The sequence below is a fragment of the Fibrobacter sp. UWT2 genome (assembly GCF_900142545.1).
Lineage (GTDB): Bacteria > Fibrobacterota > Fibrobacteria > Fibrobacterales > Fibrobacteraceae > Fibrobacter.
The window spans coordinates 177,190-200,664 of sequence record NZ_FRBF01000006.1 but is presented as its reverse complement, the minus strand read 5'-3'; the positions used below and the strand labels follow the sequence as shown (position 1 = coordinate 200,664).

The window sequence follows — 23,475 nt, the reverse complement described above, 5'->3', positions numbered from 1 at the left end:
TGAAAATGGACCTCCGGTCATTCCTGCGAAGCCTGAGCGGCATAAGCAGGATCGTTTGCATTTATAACACTTAACACGGCAGCGTCGCCCGCACTCTCGGAGAGGCGTGCCCAACGCTCACAAATCTGAAGCTTGATCGCATACGCATAAACATGCTTGACGGTTCCCTCACCTACACCGGCGAGAAAATCTACAAGCCAGAAACGGGCCTTGTCGATATCCAGCTCTTTTTCCATGGGATTCGACTTGGCAAACGCGTCCTGAATCATCTTGGCAAAGGTAACGTCGTAACCAGGGAAGGACCGTTCCATAAAACGGACTTCAGGCCCCCACGCAGCAGCGCGGAGCCTTCCCGAAACGTTCTTCATCTGTATTTCGTGAGCCTGGTAAGCGGTCACGAACTCGTCGTCACATTCTTCGCCAGCAAGGAGCGCATCCAGAGCGTTGAGCTCGGATTCGTCCAGCATACCAATACAGCGGTGGCGGAACTCTTCCAAGGTGAGCGGCGGAACATCGCCCAGCTCGATCATCGGGAGAGAGGCCATCAAGTAAGAAGGACTGCTCATCGTTTCCTACTTCGCCTGAGCTGCTGCGTTGACTACGCGAGAAAGTTGCGGACGGAGGAGGGCCGAAAGAGCGTCGGCCATAGCAGCCTCAGTAAATTCATGGGTAACGTGTCCGCCATCGAGCTTGACGCGGAAGCCGAACTTGACGCCCTTGTCGCTTTCGACCTTAACGCCGGCGGAAAGCTGCTTGGCAAATTCGCCCATCACAAAGGAGCTGAGCTTGCGAGCATCGGCATCGGAGAAGTCCACTTCGATGTCAGAAGAATAGTTCTTAGCAAGGGTCAAAAGCATCTGCTTCACGGTGGATTCATCCAGGGACTTTTCCACCTGGAGGTTCAGCAAATCCATAATCATCTTTTCAAGGTTCTTGCCTACCGAAAGCAGGAGGTCGCGGGCAGACTGTTCCAGAGTGCGTTCGCTGCGTTCCGTAAACGCTTCGGCGTCCTTGTCAGCCTTTTCGAGCTTGGCGCTCGCTTCGGCTTCAGCCGCCTTCACGATTTCTGCCGCTTTGTCCTTGGCGCGGGCGATAATTGCCGCAGCCTCGGTTTCTGCTTTATCGACAGCATCTTTCTGGATGCGTTCCATAAGGTATTGCAAGTCTTCTGCCATATATCATCTCCAATGACGTTTCCAAAGTCTCCTAATAGCAAAAAATGCACCAAAAGAGCCTTTTGGGAAAATTTTGATACTAATATACAAGTAATTTGGGCAAAAAGACGAAAAAAACGGCAAATTTTTTGAAATAATGGATAAAATCCACGTTTTTGGCGATAAATACGCAAAAAACACGAAAATTAAAGTTTACAAGAAAAACTTTTGGATTTACAAGATATGTTTTGGAGCCAAAACGATTTACAGAATTTGTTTTCTACGCAAAATTAGCGGTGTTCATTAGTCGAGGGTTCTAGCCCACGGAAAAACGCTAAACCGTCAAAATCGTCCTTGAGAACCTGCACCGTTTCACCGATCATATACAAGCTTCCCGTTACAAGAACAGGAATCTTTTCATTTTCTGCAAAAGCGGTGGCAGCGACCTGATCCAAAAATTCGCGACTGAGTTCGCCTTCGCTTGCGACTTTCAATCCTAAGTTCGAAAGTTCCAAGCGCAAATCGTCCAATTCACGGAAACGCGGGTAGGGAGTCTTGGTGATATGCCAGTGGCTCACAAAAGGAGACATCAACTTGAGCATTTCACCCACATCTTTATCCTTGAGGGCACCGAATACACAATGGAACTGGACTCCCGGATAATACTGAGCGAGCGTTTCGACCAAGCGGCGCACCGCATGGGAATTATGAGCCCCATCCAAGATGTAGCGGACTACCCCATTTTTATCGGTCAATTGCTGCATGCGCCCTGCCCAGGAGCGGGTTTCAAGAGTCTTGAGGGCCAAAGCTTCGTCATAAGGACGATCGCTGCCCTGAATAAAGCGTTCTGCGGCTGTCAGGGAAAGGCTCGCGTTTTCTATGTAATGGCGACCCAAATTCGGGAGTCTGATGTCAGTCCGAATTTCGGGAACGAGGCATTCAGCACCGAGTTCACTTGCATAAGCACGGGCTTCTGCAAGCAATTCTTCGGAAAGGCCACCAACCACGAAAGTCTTGTTTCGGCGACGATCCGCATCTACAATCGCCATTTTTTCTTTGAGAATGGCACTTTCTGTCGGTCCCAGGACTTCGGTATGTTCCAGGCCGATGCTTGTGAGGACCACGATATTACCGCAGGCAACCGCCGTACTGTCCAGGCGACCGCCCATGCCCGCTTCCATAGCGACCACATCGACACCCTGTTCGGCGTAATAGAGGAAAGACACCAAAGTCAGGACTTCAAAGAAAGTCGGTTCCACCTGGACACGCTCGGCAGCATCTTTCACCTGAAGAAGCAAGCGATCCAGATCAGCATCATCAATGGGCATATCATTGACACGGATACGTTCGCGAAGGCTCACCAGGTGCGGACTCGTGAAAAGTCCCGTTTTGAAACCATGTGCCTGCAAAACGCCAGCAAGGTAATAGCTCGTTGAGCCCTTGCCGTTCGTGCCGACGATATGGATGGTCTTGAATGAGCGTTCAGGATTCCCGAGAGCGTTGCAGAGTTTCCGTGTCGATTCAAGCCCCGGCACCATGCCGAACATGAGCCGAGAATTCAAATAATCCATACCGAGCGATTGCATGCGCCAAATTTAGATAATAGACGAGAGACGAGAGACGAAAGACGAGAGAAATTATGTTATATTACAAGGTGGTTTTTATATGAAAAGTTTTGGAATTATACTGCTTATGGCGGTTTTTATCGCTATTGCTTGGTCTCGAGTTGATCCGACGGCGGCACCGAAGCATTACAACTACCGCGACGCCAGCAAGCAACTGAAGCGGGTGTATTACGGCGAATTACAAGAAACGCTCTACTGCGGCTGCCGATACGACGACAAGAAGAACGTGGATTTTTCCAGTTGCGATTTTAAACCCCGCGAAAACCCGAACCGCAAAAGCTTCAAACGCGCCGAACGCATTGAATGGGAGCATATGGTGACCGCCCACAACATGGGTCAGCACCTCCCCTGCTGGCGTGAGGGTGGCCGCAAGAACTGCAGCGCCAACGACACCACGTTCAAGATCATGGAAGGTGACATGCACAACCTGTACCCCGCCATTGGCGAGGTCAACGGGGACCGCAATAACTTTATGTACAGCCAGTGGACCAACAATCCCGAGCCCATGTATGGCAATTGCAAGACGATCGTGGACTTTAAACTTAAGAAGGCTCAACCTCGAGAAGAAGCCCGCGGAATCATCGCCCGAGCAAGTCTCTACATGGAAAAGACTTACGGTGTTAATTTGTCCAAACAAGACCGCAAACTATTTGAGGCTTGGGACAAAATGTACCCCGTTACAGACAAAGAATGCGAACGGGACCGCCGCATTTTTAAGGTTCAAGGCGACCATAACCCCTTTGTGTACGAAAAATGTGAGAAATAAATACGGCTAAGCCGCCTAAAATAAACTAGAGCCTATTGACCTCGTCTTTTTTTTACATATATTTACAATTGAGGTTAGTATGTATAGGACCCTATTTTATTTTGTTGTCTTTTTTGCGGTATCTGTATTTGCCCAGGTGGAATTCCCCATGGGCTCTGCGATTGTTAATGTCACAAAAGACCCCTATTACGCCAAGGGCGACGGCAAGACCGACGACACCGAAGCCATTCAGAGGGCATTGAACGACCACCCCGATGGGGACTTTATCATCTATTTGCCCCATGGCATCTATAAGATTACCGATCAGCTGACTTGGCCTACCACCAAAAAACAGGAATCCTCTAGCCGCCGCACTATTTTGCAAGGCCAGAGCATGGGCGGAACGATCATCCAGCTTGCAGACAATACCTACGGCTTTGACAACCCCGAATTTCCGAAAGCCCTTATTTTTACAGGCGAAGGCCCCGGTCCCAAGTACAGAAACGCCGTTCGTGACGTAACGATTCGTACCGGTAAGGGAAACCCCGGCGCCATCGGCATTCAGTTCAACGCCGGAAACCAGGGTACCATTCACAACGTGAAGATTTATTCCGGCGATACCTCCGGCGTGTACGGCATTGACTTGGGCTTTACCGAGGGCATTGGCCCCCTCTTGATCAAGAACACCGAAATCCGCGGCTTTAACATCGGTATTTACGCCAAAGGCGAAACGGGAACAGCCACCCTGGAACACGTGACCATGGGCGGCCAAAGAAAGTACGGTGTCGAAAACGACAATATGAACTTGGCCATTCGCGCCCTCCGCTTTAAAGGGCACGTACCAGCCGTGTATAACCATGGTGAATCTGCCATGATGAGTTTACTGGACGGCTTACTGGAATTTGACAACGAAAACAAGAAGGTCAAAGCACCCACGGCAATCGAAAACGAAAGCCACATGTTTATTCGTTCCATGAAGGTATCCCGCTACAAGACAATGATCCAGTCTAAAAAGAAGGGATACAACGAAGAAATGATCCAGGGCGAAATCATTGAATTCGCCACGCAGGAAACTCCGCAACTTTGCCACAGTCCCAAACAGTCCATGCGCCTAGCCGTTGCAGAAACGCCTTCTTTCCCCGAACAGAAGGCAGACAACTGGATTACGGTTGCCGGCGACTACGGTGGAAAATCTAATACGGGCTCAGACGACTCCAAGGCCATTCAGGAAGCGATTGACGACGGTGCAGAAACCATCTACTTCCCGCCCGGAGGCCGCTGGACCATCAACCGCGACATTTACATTCGCAACCGCGTTCGTCAGATTATCGGTATCGAAGGCCGTATTGACGGCAAAGGCAAGTTCATTATTGAAGCAGGCGCATTCAACGAACTGACGATTGAACGCTTCTCCGAGTTCGGTAGCGGCATCATCATGAAAGCAAAGCGCAACCTGCTGTTGAAGAACATGATGGTTCGCTCTCTTGAAACCGACGAAATCGGCGGCGGAGAAATTTACCTAGAAGACGTTACCCTCGGCACAATTCAGTTGAACTACCAGAAGGTATGGGGCCGCCAGGTGGCCTTGATTGGCGACACCAAGGGTCCGAAGATTACAAACAATGGCGGTTCCGTCTGGATTCTTGGTTTGACAGCCAAGAAGGGCAATACCATTATTCAGAACTTCAACAAGGCACACGCCGAACTCATCGGTGTTGAAATCGTTGCTAGTGACAAGGCGAAAGACCGCCCCATGTTCATTAACGACAATTCGTCTCTTTCTATTTCCGGCTTGCGCGAAACATTGACCCGCGGCAACGCCTACCCCACCATTGTGGAAGAATCGAGAAAGGCTTCTGCCATCAAGTCGCTCTATGGTAAAGACCTGAAACACACTCCTAACGGCGGCGTGTTGATTCCGCTGTTTACCGGATACGCCCCCAGGCTTGGCGCTAACGAAAAGCCGAAGGCATCGATTCCTCACGAACTGGTGTTGGTGCAGCCCAATCTGCTCAAGATCAAGGGTTCCGTTGTGGACGACGGTCGTGGTGACGGCCTTTGCGAAGACCCCGTACGTTGGAAGAAGGGACTTGGCCCGGGCAAGGTGGCTTTCTCGGACAGCATGGCTTACGAAACCGACGTCTCCTTTACCGCAAGTGGACGTTACAACATCATCTTTACCGCCGACGACGGATACCAGACAGGTTCGGACACCGGTAAGGTTTATGTATTCGACAAGCACTACACCACGATCGACAATACCGGAGACGGCATGCCTAGCGGCAAGGGTGCGGCCACCTGGATTTCTGAATTCGACAACTTCAGTCCTCACAACTCCGACCCCGACCTGCGCGTTGCCAATGTAACCACCGGAAATGCCGGAAAGATTTACCTGCGATACGACTTGTCCGCATTGCCGGGTCCGCTATTCGATGCGGCCCTTAAGCTCGAATTCAACAAGGATTCTATCAAGAAGCCCATCCAGTTGAACATCTTCGGTCTTAAGGAAACCAACAAGGAAATGAACTTTGGCGACCAGAAGCTCGGTGTCGACTGGGCTCCATACGAACTCACCTGGGAAAACGCTCCGGCCAACATTCCGCAAGCCGGCGGCCAGTTCAACATCCGCAAGAATTCCGGTGGCGGCGTTGACACCAAGTACGCAGACTTCTTAGGCATTATTACCATTAACCCGAAGGCACCTCTCGGCGCATTCCTGCGTACGCCAACACTTACCGAATTCTTCAAGCGCAAGCACCCCTCGCAGCTTTACACCCTCATTCTTACCGCAGTGGAACCCGGCGAAACCGTACTCTACAGCGCGGCCGCCGGCAGGGACCTTGCACCTTCGCTTTATGTCGGTTACTTCGACAACTCCCGTTCTGTGGGCGGCGAAGCTATGGACGGCGGTTATACGCTGACTAAGGTGAACATTGACATTTACAACCTGGAATGCGACTTTGACCTGACGGTCGGTTACCCGCAATTTGTGCAGATTGAAATCGTCAACGAATTCGGAAAGCGTATGCTCACGGTTGCCGCCCGCGATCTCGCCGGCGAAAAGAAAACTCACTTTAAATTCAAGGCGATGGCATTCCCCACCGGCAAGTACATTTTGCGCGTGATTGGCGAAGCATTCACCGCCGAGCAGCAATTCTATATCCTGAACTAGGAGAACCCCATGCAGTTCAAGAAACTTTTAAGCTTTAGTGCAGCATTGTTCATGACCGTCGCCATTACGGCTTGCGGCGACGACTCCAGTTCTTCGGCTTCAGACGAAGAGTCCAGTTCTTCGGTTCCCTCCTTTAGGTCTAGCAGCTCTTTAAGCACTCGCGCCGATATTGACTACAAAGACACTGTCAAGTTGGGCGATACGCTCCGCATTTACGTGGAGCTGTTCAAGGGCGACAGTTCCAAAATGGACGAAAGCGAAATCTACCTCGATAGTAACGCCACGAACTTGCCGATGTACTTAGGCAACTTCCCCAAGGGCAGCCGCATCAAGGTATTCGCAAGTACCTCTAACATCAAGGATGATCAGATCTTTATCAAGAACGAGCTGGGCGAATACCTACAGGCAACCAAGGCCGCCCCTAAGGACGCCTCGAGAAAAGACTCCATTTACAGAAACGCATTAATTCCGAGCTATGGCGCAGACACCAGCGCCACCTTCAGGGATTCCAACACCTTCGTGACATTCAACGACAACCATTACTACTTGGAAATCGAAGGCAAATTCAAGGACGAATCTAGCCTGAAACTCAAGGTTCTCGTAGACTCCGCCTATTACAAGTACATTGGCGAAGACGAAAAGGTCTCCATGAAAATGACCGACACCTTGCGAGGCATTATGCTGATTGACAATGCTCCCGACGAAGTGTCCATTGCTTTCTCGGCTAACGAAGGCTACAGCGTGAACCTTACAACCGAAGGCGAAAACATTATTCTCTACAAGCTCATTGATGGAGACAAGGAACTGGGATCTTCGAAGACGAACCTGGACACGATGCTTGTGCCCAACGACTCCGTAAATTGGTCCATCAAGATCAAGCCCGAAAGTTTCTCCAGCATTTGGACTGGCCCCTTCGCCACATTCGAAGCCGTGACCAAGGCTCGCAAACTGGAACAGGGCGAATACTTCTCTATGCCCGACTCGATTAACTTCCCCGGCGAAGCCTATGTTCGCACCCGGTCCAAAGACGACATCGGCCAGTACAAGTACAATCTTCGTCAGGAACAATTCGTATGGATCGGCGACTACAAGAAGGGCGATTCCGTCATGGTTCGTCACTGGATTCAGAACTACAACGACGAAAACTTCCAGAATGTATCTATTGAAATTTTGGACAAAAATAAAAAGTCGAAAGTACAGGTCAGCAGTGTTAACGGAGGTAGTTTCAAGATTGGCGATGACTGGTCTGAAGGCCCGTACTACTTGCATTACCTGCGTTTGAATTCAGACCCGCTGGACCAAGGCATTCCTGACAGTCTGCGTTACGTGTTGCAGCTCTTTACCATGGTGCAACAGCCGGGCCTTTTAAAGACCATGCAGTTCTACGATTCCGAAAAAGACGAAGTCATCGACGAACAGATTTTCGTCGCAGGAGACACCCTCCGATTCAAGGACTTCGTCTTCCAAATGGCACCCCATTCTAACACCGGTTGGAAGATCATCGGTTCTGACATTGAATGGTTCGTCACCTGCGAATCCCTGAACTACCTGAATAACAGCAGCCGCTACGAAGAAGAAAACTGCAAGAACGAACAGAAGATTTCGTCCAATTACTTAATCGCCCTGGAAAGCGGCATTGGCAAAACGGCAGAATTGATTGCCCAGAGCGTTGCCGACCCCGCTAAGCGCGACACGCTGAAGGTTTCGATTATTGCTAATGCAGAATAATTAGTCTTCCCAAATATGATTGGGAAGCTTGCTGATATCACGAAAGTCTAAAAGCCCTGCCGTCGGAGCGTTCACGCTCACGAGGCGTGCTAAGGGCTTGCCCGCTCTCTCGATGACGATTTCTTCGTCCTTGAGGGAGACCTGGTTCAACATCGAGCCAAAATTCTGGCGGACTTCCATGGCTGAAACAACTTTAGACATGCTTCAAAAATAGTATAATTACCGGCATGGAAAGCGAAAACAAGTCCTACACCGTTACGCAATACATGAAAGCCCTGAAGCAGAAGGTGGAATCGACCCCTGCCGTTTGGGTGCGTGGCGTGATTACTCAGATTAACGAGAAATCGAGAGTCGTTTACCTGAGTATTGCGGACTTCGAAGAAGGGAACGTGAACCCGCTGGCTACCGTGCCACTGTATTGTTTTGCGGCAAAATTCGCAGCCATTCGAGCCAAGGTTGAAAACTACCCGCAGCCCTTTACACTCAAGGAACAGCTCAAGGTCAGCTTTTTGATTAAGGCCGACCTGTACGTGCCCTACGGCAAGCTGCAGGCCCAGATTCTAGACATTGACCCTGTTTACACGCTTGGCGAATTGGCTCTCACGAAGAGCGCCATCTTAAAGAGGCTCGCACTTGAGGGCTTGCTTGAAAAGAACAAGGCTTTGACACTTGCCGACGTTCCCGTTCGTGTGGGTTTGATTACCGGTGAAGGCACTGCCGCCTACAAGGATTTTACCACCAAGCTCGCCGAATCGCCTTTTAACTTCAAGGTAAAAACAGCTTACGCCAAGATGCAGGGAGCCGACACCGAGCCGACTGTTCTTGCCGCCCTCGAAGAACTCGCAAAAGACCCGGAACTTGACGTGGTTTGCATTATTCGCGGTGGCGGAAGCAAAACCGACTTGAACTTTTTCGACAGCGAAGCCTTGTGCCGCGCCGTTGCTAACTACCCGCTGCCTGTATTCACGGGAATCGGACACGAGATTGACCGCAGCCTGCTGGACGAAGTCGCATACCAATCCTGCATCACGCCCACCGATACCGCCAAGCGCTTGATTGACCGCGTTACTGATAGTTGGAACAAGATGCTTGCCATGGCGCAAGGGATTGCTTTACAGACAAAAGAAGTTATCCACAGCTACAAGCAGGATCTTTCTAACACCGGCAACCGCTTGCAACAAAAGGTAAACGGCCTGATTCAAAAAGAAGCCATGAAGCTTTCGCTCTACAAGAGCAACATGCAAAAGGACTTGCAGTTCGTCTTTAGAGGCGAACAGGATCGCATCGCCCGCGACACCGAAGGTTTGCACCAGGGTTCCCGAAAAATTCTGGACTTGGAAAAATCAAAATTCAGCCTGATGGAACTTCGCGTCAAGAACGCCGACCCCGAAACAACCCTTTCGAAAGGCTACACGCTTACACTTGACGCCGACGGAAAGTTTGTTCGTAATAAAAATCAGTTAAAGTCTGGCGATACGCTAACCACAAGATTTAAGGACGGCAGCGTTATTTCTGTAGTGAAGTAAATTCCGGCAGTTTTTCAATCTTCTTGAATCGCTTGGTAACAGCATCCAACTCAAAATAACGCACCGCATCGCCTAGCGAAAGCATCACATACTTGGGCGTAAGCACTTTTAGATACTTGTTCAGCTGAACCTGCAATGCCTCCCAAGTGTATTCACCGGGAGCCTTGCATTCCACCAATAGCCAGGGGTGCTTTAAATCAGCGTTATCCTTAAAGCTTTGCACAAGCAAATCCACACGATCATCGGTCGAAGGCTCCACCATCGAAAGCGCGAACTCCACCGCAATCAAGTTCTGCGGCACCTTAACCTCGTCCATCAGGAACTTGATCGTCGCCTGACGCACCCGTTCTTCGGGAGTATCGGGAACATCCTTTTGGCGGATGGGGTCGTAAAGTGTACCGTGAAGCATAGAAGCGAATATAGAAAATCCCGGCTCCTGATTTTGAGGAGTCGGGATTTGTTTCAGAGGGCAAGTTTATCTTATGGCGACCTTACCGTATCGAGATTCGTGTCGATTTCTTGACATTATCCCCGGTAACGCGTACCACGTAATTGCCTTGCTTGAGGGCGCTTAGGTCGAAGTCCTTGGAGCCTGTTACGAACTCATTAAAGCCTTCGAGAAGCTGACCGTTCATGTCGAACACCTGGACGCGTACAGCCGAGGGGCTCGTGAGCATGATGGTCAAGGTCCTGTTCGCAAGTCCGAACTTGACAGTACTCTGCAGGTTGTTCGCGACGTACGTCGGATTATCGCTGCTAGACGATTCCGGCGTCACGCTGCTAGAACTAGACTTCGGAGGTTCGGAGCTGCTAGACACTGCAGGCACTTCAGAGCTGCTGCTTACCACAGGCGGTTCGCTAGAGCTAGATACCGGCGGCACGACACTGCTGGAGCTTGCAGGCGGAACGACGCTGCTGCTAGAGACGACCGGAGGTTCGGAGCTGCTAGATACAACAGGTTCTTCAGAGCTGCTGCTTACCACAGGCGGTTCGCTAGAGCTAGATACCGGCGGAACCTCACTGCTGCTAGAGACAACCGGAGGTTCGGAGCTACTAGACACTGCAGGCACTTCGGAGCTGCTGCTTACCACAGGCGGTTCGCTAGAGCTAGATACCGGCGGCACGACACTGCTGGAGCTTGCAGGCGGAACGACGCTGCTGCTAGAGACGACCGGAGGTTCGGAGCTACTAGACACAACAGGTTCTTCAGAGCTACTAGATACAACAGGCACTTCAGAGCTGCTGCTTACCACAGACGGTTCGCTGGAACTGGATACCGGCGGTACTTCGCTGCTGGAGCTTGCAGGCGGATCGATGCAGACGGTGTCATATTCCGCAACATAGGTTGCAATTGCCGTCACATCTTCAATCGGGTTATCCCACTTCTTGAAGGTGTAAGTGCAGTTTCCGTTCACCACGGCGGCAAGAGCCGGCACGTCACTGGCAACGACACTTGCAGCAGTCCCGTAGCGGTACGATGCAACCCATTCGCCATTGACAAAGCCATCGTGATTGAACCTATCCACAAAGTAGATGTCGTACATACGGTAAGCAGAATCGTACTTGGCCGTATAGTAGGTATCTGCAACGACTGCCGTAATCTCTGGCGTCCAGCCTCTAAACCTATAAGTGAACCTTTCGCTATCCTTCTTTACAGGAGTCTCTCCATCGTAATTCGGAATTTCATTCTTATTGTATTTTTCCGTTTTGAGAGTCGTGCCGTCGTCATTACGCCATGCGACCTCGAACTGAGTCTTACAGGTCTTTTCGTACTTAGCACTGTAATCCATGTGCGTGGTAACATCGGTAATTTCGGGTTCCCAACCGACAAAGTGGTAAGAGCAATCGCCAATTGTCGTATCTTCGACAACATTAGGAATGTTCGTCAGTTCAGAAGCCTTGGTACCGTATGCGTATGCCTTTTCACCATACCAGTCTTCAGCAATCGGATCATAGAAATCAACATAGTAACGTCTTTCCTCACACTGTGTTGAATAGACGACCGTGTATTCCATGTCAGACTTTACCGTATCGCTTGAACCAGCCGTAAGTTTCCAGGATTCGAACTCATAGTAACATTCCGGCGTGGTCTTTCTCGGGCCCCAAGTCGGCTTGTTTACGACCTCGTTATAGTAATACCGATCCGAGTTAAGCACCTCGCCATTTTCATCCACGAAGGTAACCGTATAGGTACGCTTTTCATTTCCGAACAGTGCCATGTATGTCACATCACCGGTCACATCTCCGACAGCAGGCAGCCAGCCAGCAAAGGTGTAGATGTAGTTTTCGGTCGAAGCCCTTTCAGGAACTGCAGGAACCGTAATAGCTTCTGCCAACGTACCGTACTCATAGACCGTAGAATCGAGGAGCGTTCCTTCGTAGTTCACGAACTTGACATAGTACTTGCGAGCACTAGCCTTGTAGGTGGCCGTATATTCGACATCCTTTGCAACCGCAGCTACAGCAGGAGTCCATCCGTCAAACGCGAAATCAGATTCCACCGTAGATTCCTTGGTCGGTGTCTCGCCCGCGTACGTGGGCGTTTCGCCTTCGGTATAGGTCTGTTGCAGGAGCATCGTGCCGTCTTCGTTACGCCAGGTAACCACGAACTTGTTGCTTTCAACGTAGTTGGCCTTATAGGTAGCCTCACTCGTCACAGAAGCAATTTCCGGAGTCCAGCCCGTGAACTTGAAGCCATCCTTGACAGGGGCTTCGGGCACCACGATTTTAGACACATCGGTTTCGTATTCGTAGCTTGCCGTATCAACAATGGTCTTGCCGTCATCACCCACAAAGGTCACCAGATACATTCTGGGAGATTCTTCGTAAGAAGCCTTGTATGTCACATCTCCCGTCACCGGCTTCAAAGACCAACCCTTGAAGGTGTAGACCGTCGTTGCCGTCGGGTTCTTTTTCGGGTCAGGCGGAAGCATGATATCATTGACCAATGTACCGTAATTATAGAGGATTGCGGCCTTGAGCACGGTACCGTCTTCGTCTTCGAAAACAACCTCATACTGACGGAGCGTACTGTCGAATGTAGCCGTGTAACCGGTGGAGCCCCTTACAGTATCAAGAGCCGGAGTCCAGCCGCCATTCCATACGTAATCATACGCGACAGAAGACGTCTTGGTCGGGATCTGATATCCGTAGCAATATCCCTTTTCACAGTAGTATTCAGGCTCTTCCCCGTAGCGATACCAACCAAAGTCGGACCAGAACTCATCGTTCATCAATTTGCCATCACCATCGTAGAAACCGACCTGGTAGCGAATATTGGGAACATATGTTACATTTTCCGTCACCGGTTCCAATCCAGGATTACCGCAATTTATGTAATGATATTCTTCCCAAATTTCATCGCCATCATTATCATACCAACGCCAACCGGTTCCTAATGTACACCAGTCTTCGCTATACTCGAATTCACCCGTCTTGCCGGCGACAATAGTTGCCATGGCAGGAGCATCTGTAATCGTAGCACCATAGCCGTACGTCTTGCGGGAAATCGTATCTCCAGCTTCAGTCACGAATACCACTTCGTACTGCTGCGGAACAGCTTTAAACTTGGCATGATAAACCACCGGTCCCGTCACGGCAGAAAGTGCCGGTTCCCAGCCGTCTTCGCTATCCCAGACATAGCTGAATTCCGAAGTCGAAGATCTGTAAGGTATCCAACCATCATATTTAGGAACAGAGTCCTTAGCAACTTCTATCTGGTAAATGACTTCATCATCCGCCATAAAGGTCACCGTATATTTATTGTCAGAGGTCTTATAGTTCGCCCTGAAGGTCATCGGGCCCGTCAAGACATCGTCTTCGCCAAAGGTCGGCAACCAGCCGGCAAATTCATATTTGACAATTGAATCCGTTTCATAGTCATGCCAAGGTTTACGCGTAGGATCTGCGGGCTTTACAATCTGGCTAAGCGACATGCCCTCAGGGTAATAAACAACTTCACTATCACCCACAGGAATCGTAAAGGTTCCATTCCAATCGTAACTTTCAAAGCGCACGGCGTACTTCTTGTTGTACTTAGGCTTGATTACCATATCGCTCTTCACGATACCGTCACCCGTCTGATCAATATCCCAACCGGCAAACACAAATATCGTATCCCAGTATTGATCATCATCAAGCACCTCTGTCGGCAAAGCGATATCACTATACGGGGTTCCATACGGATACGCAATTTCATACTCGTCGTTAACATACACCGAGCTTCCCCAGCTGTTTACAAAGCGCACATTATATTCTCTGGGATACGCTTCGTATTGCGCCGTATAGGTAGCATCTTCATAGACCCATCGTTCTACGTCCGGAGACCAGCCAGTAAAGCTATAGACATACTGTTCCGTCGCTTCCTTTTCTGCATACGGTTCGTCTACATACTCATCGTAACCGTATTCCTTTGAAGAAAGCGTATCGCCATTATCGTTCAAGAAGGTAATCGTGAACGTTCTCGGATCCTTACAGTCAAATTCTGCATAGTAAGTCCTGCGGCCGGTCACCGGAACCAGTTCATTGACACACACATACTGATAACCGCCATCGGCAACAAGTTTGTATTCACAAGAGCGCCACTTGGTAAACTCGTATTCATTGCACGATTCATCCGGGTCGATAGTCAATTCGCCTTCGAATACAGGCACTTGACCGTATTCCACTTCTTGACAGTAACCATCAAAGCCATATCCCTTATCCCCATAGAAGCAAATGTCATAGGTCTTGGGAGACTTTTCGAATGCAACCTGGTACGAAACATCAGCTTGTACCGGAGCAAGTTCCGGAGTCCATCCATCGAACGAATATGAATACTGCGGGTCTTCACGATTATACGCAAGCCACCACAGGTCCGTTTCGCCATTGTATTCAGGCATTTCACCTTCTACAAATTCAGCACTATCCAGCAACGTTTCACCATCGTAGAACTTTACGATATAGCTAGGCTTATGCAGGCAACGGATGTTGTCTATTTCCAATGTACCTTCGCCTTGCATATTGTTCCATACGAAAGCGGTTGCATGAGTAAACGCGAGATCCGCAGAAACGCTACTGCCCATAAACCAATAATCATAACCGAAACTGCTGCGCAAAATCGTTGCGGTTGTAAAGGTATCACTTCCCACAACATGCGTTTCTAAGTATTGATCATTCTTGTCATAAAGGCTCTGAATTCTAAAGTTATGCGCACCACCACGGTAATCGTACTGGATTGCATTGCACTGCGACAAGTCAAGCGACTGGTCTTCAGGTGCAAGCATCAATCCGGCACCAAGCCAACCACGGCAATAGAGTCTACCCTTATCGTCATCTATTTCGCAATCGCCTTTATACAAAAGGTTCATCACGTTGCCCTTATCGCCAGCAATTGTGACCATCTTCGAAATCTGGGAGTTGTAATACAACGTATCATTACCATTGATATCGTAGATGGCATCGTTGTCGTTATACACGAACCACCCTGTTCCCAGAGTAGAGATTTCGTCTCCGTCCTCGAAATCATCAATCAACAGAGACTCGCCCACGGCAATTTCCTGAACTGTCGGCTTCGGCACAGGAACAGCCCTATAGACAGCGATGTAAGTCGTGGTATCGGTCACCGGAGCATATTCCTTATTCCAGCCGACAAACTCATACGTGTATTCAGCCGTCGGATCCTTTTTCGTATTGCAGTCCTTGCAATCGGGGATTTCACCCTTCTTGAGCCATTGATCTTTGATGACCCTTCCATCGACATCGGCAAAGCGTACCCTATAGCTGTAAATGGCCTTGTATTCGGCACGACCCGTTACACGCTTGAGCTCAGGAGTCCAAGCACCACTATAGTAGTCCTGGCTATACCCATCTTCAATCGACTTTACCTTAAGATTATAGTAATACATGAGATCATACATACCAATCGTACTTCCATAATCAAATTGGATTGAATCAATTACGGTATCGTCGTCATTACGGAATACAATCCAGTATTTACGGTACTGTTCATCAAACAGCGCCATGTATATGGTATTGCCATATGTTTCATGGGTTCCGTACCATCCTTCCGGATCTCTCCAATCACTAAAGGTATAGACATATTCTGCGGTAGAATCCTTGGACGGTATTACACCCGTATATTCCGGCGTTTCGCCCCAGGCATATTCTCCCGTCTGCAAAATTTCGGAACCGTTGACAAAGGTGACCGTATAGAGTTCAACGTCTACGGTGTCTTCGCCATTTGTAACCGTCGCTGTGTAGGTCGCCACATACACCGCATTTCCATCAACTTCCGTATCTTCATCAATGTAAGGCATCCACCCCTTAAAGGTGTAAGTCGTATCACCAGCAGCAGCACGAGTCGGAGCGGCAGGAATCTCGATGCCCTTCGTACCATAAGTGTACATCTTTTCGCTGATGGAATCGCCGTTGTAATCGGCAAACTTGACCGTATAGCTATTTAAGGTCGAATCATAAGCCGGATAATACCAAGCATTTTCCGTTACAGGCGCTAAAGATTCCTCGTAAACAATTTTACACTCATTTTCAGTCCAGGAGTCACAATACTCGCCTTTACCGTAATCATAGCAATACTCATGTTCAACCTCTTCGCACACTCGCTTTCCCCAACCCTTAAAGGTATAGGAATAACCGACAGAGGGAATTTTTTCGGGATTCAGCCCAACATAAGCTGGAATCATTCCATATTCCAGTTCTTGGGACATCAATTCATCCCCAAACTGATTCATGAAACGGACCTCATAATGACGGATAGAGCTATCCAAAACCGCATGGTAAGAAGCATCTGCCGTAACGACATCCCTTTCAGGAGTCCAGCCATTAATTTCATATTCATATTTTTCGGTCGAGAATGAGTACGAACCATTGTAGTTCGGCCAATCTCCTTCGAAAAATTCTTCGCTACGGAGCAGTGAATCACCCCAATAGAAACTAACCGTGTATGCAGCCGCATGCTTGCAACGGATGTTCGCTATTTCAAGGTAGCCCTCCGTTCCGTCTTCATTCTGAACCTGCCACGAGAAGGCAAGTAAATTCTTTTTCACGTAATCGATATCGCCGTCAATTCCCCATCCTGCTTGATAGAGATCATTCCAATGGATTGTTGCCGTTTGCCAGGTATATTCACCATCGAGCATCGTATGGTGATAATCGCTTGCCACGTCAACATCGCCAATGACCCTGAAAGAATGTCCATAGTTGCCACGATATTCGTACTGAATCTCGTTACAATTAGAAAAGTCCGCTGCTGCCGAATTTTTATCGACATAGACAGCGGCCTCTACAAACGGATCGTATCCCAAGACGTTAGAACCATCCAAGGAATAATCTAGCCTTAACGCATTGGAGGTTCCGTTAACTCCGGCATTAGAAACGAAAGACGTATCTAACGTCGTCTTTCCGCTGGCATCCGGGTAAATGTCCCACGGTCCAAGAGCTGAATTAGCATCTGCATTGGCAAAATTGTCAATAACAAGAGTCCCACCCATGGGGATTTCTACGGGAGTCGCGGCCCAAGCGGAAGCGCCCAAGCCGACGGTCAAAATAGAGCTAAAGATTGCGGTTTTCATGGGGTGCCTCCGGGGTTAAGGGGGTTATATGCTTTTAAATCTATATCGCTTGTAACTTTTATGAAACAAAAAAAGTCACAAATCACTAGTCCAAAACAAAACAGTCCAACTTGGAATATTTTAAGGCGCTACGACATATGAACAGCCAGCTTTTTTCTATTATTTTCAAAAAAAGACGAAAAAATCCCCTTTTAGGAGCTAAAAATGCGCAGAAGATTATTGAGCGAAGGTGCCAAGGAACTTTCTTACGAAATCCGCGAGATCGTGAAGAAGGCAAACCAGCTCAAGGCACTCGGCTTGCCGATTCATTGGGAAAACATCGGCGACCCGATTGAAAAGAAGTGCCAAGTCCCCGACTGGATTAAGGATATTGTAGTTGATCTTGCCCGCACCAACCGCAGCTACGGCTATTGCCCCTCCAAGGGCATGCTCGAAACACGCGAATTCTTGGTAAAAGAAAACAACAAGCTCGGCGGCACGCAGATTAACGTAGACGACATCGTGTTCTTTAACGGCTTGGGTGACGCTATCGCCACCATTTACAGCCTGCTCTCTATGAACACCCGCATTATCGGACCTGCCCCGGCATACAGCACGCACAGCTCTGCCGAAGCGGCTCACGCCCACACGGCCCCGATTACCTACCGCCTGCAACCGGAAAACCACTGGTATCCGGATTTGGATGAACTTGAAAACAAGGTGAAGTATAACCCGAGCATTGCGGGCATTTTGATCTTGAACCCGGACAATCCGACGGGCATGGTTTACCCGCTCGACATTCTCCAAAAGATTGTAGACATCGCCAAGCGCTACAACCTATTCATCATTTGCGACGAAATCTACAACAAGATTACGTACAATGGAGCTCACGCCTATGCCCTCGCCGAATACATCGGCGACGTTCCGGGTATCGCCCTCAAGGGCATTTCCAAGGAATACCCGTGGCCGGGCGCTCGTTGCGGCTGGGCTGAATACTACAACCGCGACAAGGACGAACAGTTCGACGCCTTCTGCCGTGCGATCGACAACGCCAAGATGGTGGAAGTCTGCTCGACCACGCTCCCGCAGATGACGATTCCTCGCGTGCTGGGTGATCCGCGCTTCATGGAACACCGCACCGCCCTGAACGAAAAGATTGGCCGCCGTAGCGCCATCATCAATGAAATCCTTTCCGACATTCCGGAACTGTATTTCAACCCGACCTACGGTGCATTCTACAACACCATTATCTTCCGCGAAGGAACGCTGAACAGCCACCAAAACTTGAAGATCGACAACCCGATTATCAAGAAGAAAGTGGAAGAATGGTGCAGCAAGACCACGAACTTGGACTACCGCTTCGTTTACTACCTGCTGGGCGCAAAGGGGATTTGTGTTGTGCCTAGCACGAGCTTCTGCACGGACTTGAAGGGATTCCGTGTGACGCTTCTGGAAGAAGACGAAGACGAACTGCGCAGTGTGTTCACCACGATTCACGACGCAATTGTGGAATACCTGCACAGCTAGTTGCAGCAATGGGGATTGGGAGGACTGTCAAAGAAGGAGATGGTATGAAAAATTTGGTTTCTTACATTGTAGTTGCGATGGTCCTCCTTGCAACAGGGGTGTTCTGTGGTTGCGACCAAAAATCGCAACAGACTCCCCAGACAGTCACCGTACTTACGTACAGCAAATACATCGCCCCAGAAATGATTACCGATTTTCAAATGAAGACCGGTTACAAGCTGCAGTTGGAAGAATACGAAGCCCAGGAACAAATGATTAGCACGCTCCAGCAGGCCATCGAAAAACAATACGATGTGGTGATTGCCTCGGATGTTGTTATTCAGCAAATGATTCACTTGGGACTCATTATTCCAATTGACATGGACAAGATTCCAAACAAAGTAAATGTCGCTGATCAGTTCAAGAATCCGGTTTATGATCCAGGCAACACATTTACGCTTCCTTACCTGTGGGGAACCACCGGCATCCTTTACCGCGACACGACCCTTAACGAAAACAAGGTCAGCTACAACATTCTTTTCAACCCCCAGCAAGTCAAAGGAAAATTCAGCCTGCTCGACGAATCCCGTTCGATGCTTTCGATGGCTTTGCAAGCTAAAGGCTTGAACGCCAACAGCGTGAAGATTGAAGATATCAACGAAGCCATTGATTTGATTCGTGAAGCAAAACGCGACGCACATTTCGCCGGTTTTGAAGGTTCCGTAAGCGCTAAAGACAAAGTTCTAAAAGGCGAAATCAGTGCAGCCATTGTTTTCAACGGTGAAGCCATGAGCGCCATATCTGAAGACCCGACTCTTCGATACGCGATCCCTACTGAAGGAAGCTTTATGTGGGTCGATGCCATGACGCTCAGCAGTCACGCCCAAAATGCCGACGGTGCCCACGCCTTCATGAACTATATTCTTGACGCCCAGAACGGAGCAAGGTTAGCCCAATCAACCAACTTTGCAACACCCAACAGGGCTTCAATAAAAATCATTGACGACAAGTTCAAGCAAAACCGCGTAATCAACCCCACGAGGGAAGAAATCGACCGCATGGTCTTCTTGCGTGATCCGGGTGTTGCAGCCAAGCTCTTTGACGACGCTTGGGAAATCGTCAAATCTCGTTAATCAAATTAAGCTTCGTGACTTATCGGTAACGGGGCGAACGGGGGTTCCAGCTCGATACTGATGGGACAATGGTCCGAACCCATGACACTGGAGTGGATTTCGGCACTCACGATATTGGGAACAAGACCTTCGTCTACAAAGGCGTAGTCAATGCGCCAACCCACATTACGGCTACGGGCACCGAAACGGTTCGACCACCAGGAATAACGGTCTCGTTCATCAGGGTGCAGCTTGCGGAAAGAATCCACAAAGCCGTTTTCGACGTACTTGTCCATCCACGCACGTTCAATCGGCAAGAAGCCGCTCACGTCTTCGTTTTCTTTAGGACGGGCAATATCGATTTCCTTGTGGCAGGTATTGTAGTCGCCAACCGTCACGACGTGCTTACCGTCGGCCACCCAACGCTTGCTGTTTTCAAGGAAAGCATCGTAAAAGCGCAGCTTGTAGTCAAGGCGATCGTCACCCTGGCCGCCATTCGGGAAATAAATGCTATTCAGGACCCAATCCGGAAACACGAGCTGGAGCACACGGCCTTCTTCGTCGAATTCCTCGATATCGAAGCCATAGTTGACGCGATCGGGTTCAATCTGGGTATAAATGCCTACCCCGCTATAACCTTTCTTGCGACGGCAAGGATTCCAGTAGGCAAAATAACCTTCGGGGTTTGCAATTTCTTCGGGAATCTGGTCAACTTCGGCACGGACTTCCTGCAAGCACAGGATGTCGGGCTTTGTCGCAGAGAACCAGTCCGCAAAACCCTTCTTAAGGGCTGAGCGCAACCCGTTCACGTTCCAGCTGTAAATATTCATGTTATACCCAATTCTTAATCCGCGGCAAAAATACATTTTTTTCTCTGCACAAACATGAAAGATATTTTTTAAAACCGCAACAGCCTCTTTCTGGCCTAAAAACCGACTAAAGAAAACGAAAGTTTACAATCCTAGGATAAAAAAATCACACTTTCTTAAGAAAAAAAATGCAATTCGAAATAATAAAATTATATTTAAGGCATGAAATCTTCAATCTTGCTTTTCTCTGGTTTCGCTATTGCTACCCTCCTTTCCGCCTGTGCCGGTTCAAACTCTGGCGAAAATCTGGATGTCCCTACGAATCTTCCTCCCATCTGCCGCGATATCGATTTTGTGGAACAGCCCGACATGCGTGAAATGTGCGGGGTCCGTACTGTGCGTACCATGGCCTATAAGAACATTCCGCAGCAGCGTTACCTGATTAAGCCTCAAGAAACTTCTATTGTAAAGAGCAACGGCAAGCTTGAACTTCGTTTCCAGAACTCCCTGCCGCTCCTGTTGGAAGGCCCTATTACCGAAGAACTTGAATTTTCCCAGCAAAAGCGTCTCGAAAAGATCAAGAATACCTACGATTATCACGAAATTTACAATAAGGGTGCAGAACGCATTCGCATCTTCAAGATGGGCATCCCCACCGACAAGGGCAACAGCTACGATTTCTGCTTCCGCATTCCCGAAAAGAAGGGTAACGCCCGTACCCGTAGCGTCGCTATGGGTAACCACATTGAAGCTTTGAGCTGCGCCGACTTTGACCGTCTTGTTGCAGAAAACGCAAAGACGAAATAAGTTGCATAAAGCCTCTTAAGTATGAGCAATGATAAAGGTTCCTGAAAGGAACCTTTATTTTTTTCTACATTTGGCGCAGAAACGCCATGGCAGAAAGCAGATTCATTCATAACGCCCTAAAGCAAGTTCACGTGGACACTTCGTGCACCTCCGTTGTCGGCTTCTCGATTTCGGGACTTGCGACCTATATACAGCTCCCCGAACTTGATTTTTGCATTGATATGGGCGAATGCCCGCTTTCAGCGACATCGCTGAACCATGTATTCTTGACTCATGCCCACGGCGACCATGCCCGTTGCCTGATGCGTCATCACAGTTTGCGCAAGATGATGGGCGTGGAACGCGAAAGCATCTACTACATGCCCGAACGCATTTGCGACGGGGCCCGCGACTGGATTCGCTCCGAGGCCATGTTCGAAGGCGTGCCCGAAACCAAGTTCCGTTACCCCGAAATTGCCGGCGTAAACGCAGGTGAATTGCAGTTCCTGGAATACCGCAAGGACTTGGCATTCGAAGCGTTCGAAGTCAAGCATTCCATTTACGCCATGGGCGGAACCATTTACCATTACAAGAAAAAACTCAAGGATGAATACCTGGGAAAGACTCCCAACGAAATCATCCAGCTACGCGAAAGCGGTGCCGAAATCACCCGCGAAGTGTACGATCCGCTGGTGAGCTTTATGGGCGACTGCATGGGCGAAAGCCTATTGGAAAACCAGCGCGTATTCCAGTCAAAAGTGCTGATTACGGAATGCACCTTCCTTGCCCCTGAAGACTACGAGATGAGCCACAAGAAGGGCCACACGCACATTAGCCAGATTGCTGATGCCTTGAACCGCATGGGCGACCAGGTGAAATGCGAAAAGATTATCCTCTCCCATTTTTCCATGAAATATTCAGACAAGTATATTCGTGAAATGGTCGCAAAGGAAATCCCTGAGAAGTTTTTAGATAGAGTGGTGGTGTTTGTTTAGTAGGAAGTAAGCAGTAGACAGTAGGAAGTTTTATGAGCGATATCGAAAACATTGAAGAAGTTGAAAAAGAAGTCGTCATTCCTGAATTTTACCGCGACTTGAAAGAAGACCCGGAATCGAAGGGACTTTGGCATTACGTGTTCCGCACGCACGGCGACCGTAAGCCGATCGCAACGCCTGACGGACTCCCCCACAAGTTGGACTTTAACTGGAAAGACATGTTCCCGAACATGGGCGACCGCGTGGAAGTTGAAATCGGAAGCGGCAAGGGCGGATTCCTTTCGGAATATGCACCCAAGCACCCCGATACCGTCATCATGGGCAGCGAATGGGATTACACCTGGGCAAAATTTGCCCAGCGCAAGATGGACAAGGCCGGCGCTCTCGCCAACGCCACCATGCTTCGCGGCGATGTATTCTTCTTTTTGCGCGACTGCGTGAAAGACAATACGGTAGATGCATTCCACATGTATTTCCCGGACCCGTGGCCGAAAGAACGCCACCACAAGAACCGCCTTTTGCGCCCGGATTTTCTGGTTGAAGTCGCCCGCGTGTTGAAGCCGGGCAAGCGCATTTTCTACTGGGGTACCGACCACCAGGAATACAACGAAGTCGCACTCGAAGTTTTCGACAACTTTAAGGGTTGCAAAATTCTGGAACGAAACACCGCAGAACCTACTGAAGGAATCATGACCGGTTTCGAAAAGAAGTACCGCAAGGAAGGTCGCCCCATCTACCGAAGCGTTGTCGAATTCGAGAAATGACACTTA

At 49.3% G+C, this 23,475-nt stretch carries 16 protein-coding genes; 9 read left to right on the top strand and 7 right to left on the bottom strand.

The genetic code is table 11. The features are described from left to right. Window positions 1–17: 17 nt before the first annotated feature. The 3 genes from BUA40_RS06270 to BUA40_RS06260 form a co-directional block, all read right to left on the bottom strand. Complete coding sequence (locus BUA40_RS06270; RefSeq protein WP_072799615.1) at window positions 18–566, bottom strand: hypothetical protein; 549 nt, start codon at window positions 564–566, stop codon at window positions 18–20. A gap of 6 nt (window positions 567–572) precedes the next feature. Beyond that, complete coding sequence (locus tag BUA40_RS06265) at window positions 573–1,175, bottom strand: ATPase (protein WP_072799613.1); 603 nt, start codon at window positions 1,173–1,175, stop codon at window positions 573–575. Between the two features lie 269 nt (window positions 1,176–1,444). Continuing rightward, entirely contained in the window at window positions 1,445–2,740 is a 1,296-nt protein-coding gene (locus BUA40_RS06260; protein WP_072799611.1) for a bifunctional folylpolyglutamate synthase/dihydrofolate synthase, read from the bottom strand. Window positions 2,741–2,819: 79 nt separating this feature from the next. Here BUA40_RS06260 and BUA40_RS06255 point away from each other — a divergent pair, with 79 nt between their 5' ends. The 3 genes from BUA40_RS06255 to BUA40_RS06245 all read left to right on the top strand — a co-directional run bounded on the left by BUA40_RS06255 (window position 2,820) and on the right by BUA40_RS06245 (window position 8,424). Further along, complete coding sequence (locus BUA40_RS06255) at window positions 2,820–3,545, top strand: endonuclease (protein WP_072799608.1); 726 nt, start codon at window positions 2,820–2,822, stop codon at window positions 3,543–3,545. A gap of 79 nt (window positions 3,546–3,624) precedes the next feature. After that, window positions 3,625–6,696, top strand: a complete 3,072-nt coding sequence (locus BUA40_RS06250; protein WP_072799605.1) for a glycosyl hydrolase family 28-related protein — start codon at window positions 3,625–3,627, stop codon at window positions 6,694–6,696. Window positions 6,697–6,705: 9 nt separating this feature from the next. After that, on the top strand, window positions 6,706–8,424 hold the full coding sequence (locus BUA40_RS06245) for a hypothetical protein (RefSeq protein ID WP_072799603.1): 1,719 nt from the start codon (window positions 6,706–6,708) through the stop codon (window positions 8,422–8,424). Here the strand turns inward: BUA40_RS06245 and BUA40_RS06240 are convergent, their stop codons facing one another. Continuing rightward, window positions 8,425–8,625, bottom strand: coding sequence for a type II toxin-antitoxin system Phd/YefM family antitoxin (locus BUA40_RS06240; RefSeq protein ID WP_072799601.1), 201 nt, complete (start codon window positions 8,623–8,625; stop codon window positions 8,425–8,427). It lies immediately after the preceding gene. 26 nt (window positions 8,626–8,651) lie between these two features. Here BUA40_RS06240 and xseA point away from each other — a divergent pair, with 26 nt between their 5' ends. Continuing rightward, complete coding sequence (xseA, locus tag BUA40_RS06235) at window positions 8,652–9,950, top strand: exodeoxyribonuclease VII large subunit (RefSeq protein WP_072799599.1); 1,299 nt, start codon at window positions 8,652–8,654, stop codon at window positions 9,948–9,950. Here xseA and BUA40_RS06230 read toward each other — a convergent pair. Next, a complete protein-coding gene (locus BUA40_RS06230) occupies window positions 9,931–10,359 on the bottom strand; it encodes a type I restriction enzyme HsdR N-terminal domain-containing protein (protein ID WP_072799597.1) in 429 nt (142 codons plus the stop codon). The two genes, xseA and BUA40_RS06230, sit on opposite strands and share 20 nt — an antisense overlap. Before the next feature lie 82 nt (window positions 10,360–10,441). Next, window positions 10,442–17,518 (bottom strand): T9SS type A sorting domain-containing protein, encoded by a 7,077-nt coding sequence (locus tag BUA40_RS06225; protein ID WP_072799595.1) that lies wholly within the window; start codon window positions 17,516–17,518, stop codon window positions 10,442–10,444. Between the two features lie 204 nt (window positions 17,519–17,722). Here BUA40_RS06225 and BUA40_RS06220 point away from each other — a divergent pair, with 204 nt between their 5' ends. Continuing rightward, complete coding sequence (locus tag BUA40_RS06220; RefSeq protein ID WP_072799592.1) at window positions 17,723–19,024, top strand: pyridoxal phosphate-dependent aminotransferase; 1,302 nt, start codon at window positions 17,723–17,725, stop codon at window positions 19,022–19,024. Between the two features lie 44 nt (window positions 19,025–19,068). Further along, complete coding sequence (locus tag BUA40_RS06215; protein WP_072799590.1) at window positions 19,069–20,136, top strand: polyamine ABC transporter substrate-binding protein; 1,068 nt, start codon at window positions 19,069–19,071, stop codon at window positions 20,134–20,136. A 5-nt stretch (window positions 20,137–20,141) separates the two neighbouring features. Here BUA40_RS06215 and BUA40_RS06210 read toward each other — a convergent pair whose 3' ends face one another. Then, the gene (locus tag BUA40_RS06210) at window positions 20,142–20,945 is read right to left on the bottom strand and encodes an exodeoxyribonuclease III (protein ID WP_072799587.1); all 804 of its coding nucleotides are present in this window, start codon (window positions 20,943–20,945) and stop codon (window positions 20,142–20,144) included. Window positions 20,946–21,146: 201 nt separating this feature from the next. On the opposite strand from BUA40_RS06210, the gene BUA40_RS06205 reads away from it, so the two are divergent. The 3 genes from BUA40_RS06205 to BUA40_RS06195 all read left to right on the top strand — a co-directional run bounded on the left by BUA40_RS06205 (window position 21,147) and on the right by BUA40_RS06195 (window position 23,469). Continuing rightward, window positions 21,147–21,731, top strand: coding sequence for a hypothetical protein (locus tag BUA40_RS06205; protein WP_072799584.1), 585 nt, complete (start codon window positions 21,147–21,149; stop codon window positions 21,729–21,731). A gap of 86 nt (window positions 21,732–21,817) precedes the next feature. After that, on the top strand, window positions 21,818–22,705 hold the full coding sequence (locus BUA40_RS06200; RefSeq protein WP_072799582.1) for an MBL fold metallo-hydrolase: 888 nt from the start codon (window positions 21,818–21,820) through the stop codon (window positions 22,703–22,705). A 32-nt stretch (window positions 22,706–22,737) separates the two neighbouring features. Beyond that, complete coding sequence (locus BUA40_RS06195; RefSeq protein WP_072799580.1) at window positions 22,738–23,469, top strand: tRNA (guanine(46)-N(7))-methyltransferase TrmB; 732 nt, start codon at window positions 22,738–22,740, stop codon at window positions 23,467–23,469. The last annotated feature ends 6 nt before the right edge of the window (window positions 23,470–23,475 follow it).

What these genes read in the sequence shown, in the direction of transcription:
- BUA40_RS06200 (WP_072799582.1), top strand. Translation starts at nt 21,818, where the DNA reads ATGGCAGAAAGCAGATTCATTCATAACGCCCTAAAGCAAGTTCACGTG.
- BUA40_RS06230 (WP_072799597.1), bottom strand. Translation starts at nt 10,359, where the DNA reads ATGCTTCACGGTACACTTTACGACCCCATCCGCCAAAAGGATGTTCCC.
- BUA40_RS06205 (WP_072799584.1), top strand. Translation starts at nt 21,147, where the DNA reads ATGAAATCTTCAATCTTGCTTTTCTCTGGTTTCGCTATTGCTACCCTC.
- BUA40_RS06225 (WP_072799595.1), bottom strand. Translation starts at nt 17,518, where the DNA reads ATGAAAACCGCAATCTTTAGCTCTATTTTGACCGTCGGCTTGGGCGCT.
- BUA40_RS06220 (WP_072799592.1), top strand. Translation starts at nt 17,723, where the DNA reads ATGCGCAGAAGATTATTGAGCGAAGGTGCCAAGGAACTTTCTTACGAA.
- BUA40_RS06215 (WP_072799590.1), top strand. Translation starts at nt 19,069, where the DNA reads ATGAAAAATTTGGTTTCTTACATTGTAGTTGCGATGGTCCTCCTTGCA.
- BUA40_RS06270 (WP_072799615.1), bottom strand. Translation starts at nt 566, where the DNA reads ATGAGCAGTCCTTCTTACTTGATGGCCTCTCTCCCGATGATCGAGCTG.
- BUA40_RS06195 (WP_072799580.1), top strand. Translation starts at nt 22,738, where the DNA reads ATGAGCGATATCGAAAACATTGAAGAAGTTGAAAAAGAAGTCGTCATT.
- BUA40_RS06210 (WP_072799587.1), bottom strand. Translation starts at nt 20,945, where the DNA reads ATGAATATTTACAGCTGGAACGTGAACGGGTTGCGCTCAGCCCTTAAG.
- BUA40_RS06240 (WP_072799601.1), bottom strand. Translation starts at nt 8,625, where the DNA reads ATGTCTAAAGTTGTTTCAGCCATGGAAGTCCGCCAGAATTTTGGCTCG.
- xseA (WP_072799599.1), top strand. Translation starts at nt 8,652, where the DNA reads ATGGAAAGCGAAAACAAGTCCTACACCGTTACGCAATACATGAAAGCC.
- BUA40_RS06260 (WP_072799611.1), bottom strand. Translation starts at nt 2,740, where the DNA reads ATGCAATCGCTCGGTATGGATTATTTGAATTCTCGGCTCATGTTCGGC.
- BUA40_RS06255 (WP_072799608.1), top strand. Translation starts at nt 2,820, where the DNA reads ATGAAAAGTTTTGGAATTATACTGCTTATGGCGGTTTTTATCGCTATT.
- BUA40_RS06250 (WP_072799605.1), top strand. Translation starts at nt 3,625, where the DNA reads ATGTATAGGACCCTATTTTATTTTGTTGTCTTTTTTGCGGTATCTGTA.
- BUA40_RS06265 (WP_072799613.1), bottom strand. Translation starts at nt 1,175, where the DNA reads ATGGCAGAAGACTTGCAATACCTTATGGAACGCATCCAGAAAGATGCT.
- BUA40_RS06245 (WP_072799603.1), top strand. Translation starts at nt 6,706, where the DNA reads ATGCAGTTCAAGAAACTTTTAAGCTTTAGTGCAGCATTGTTCATGACC.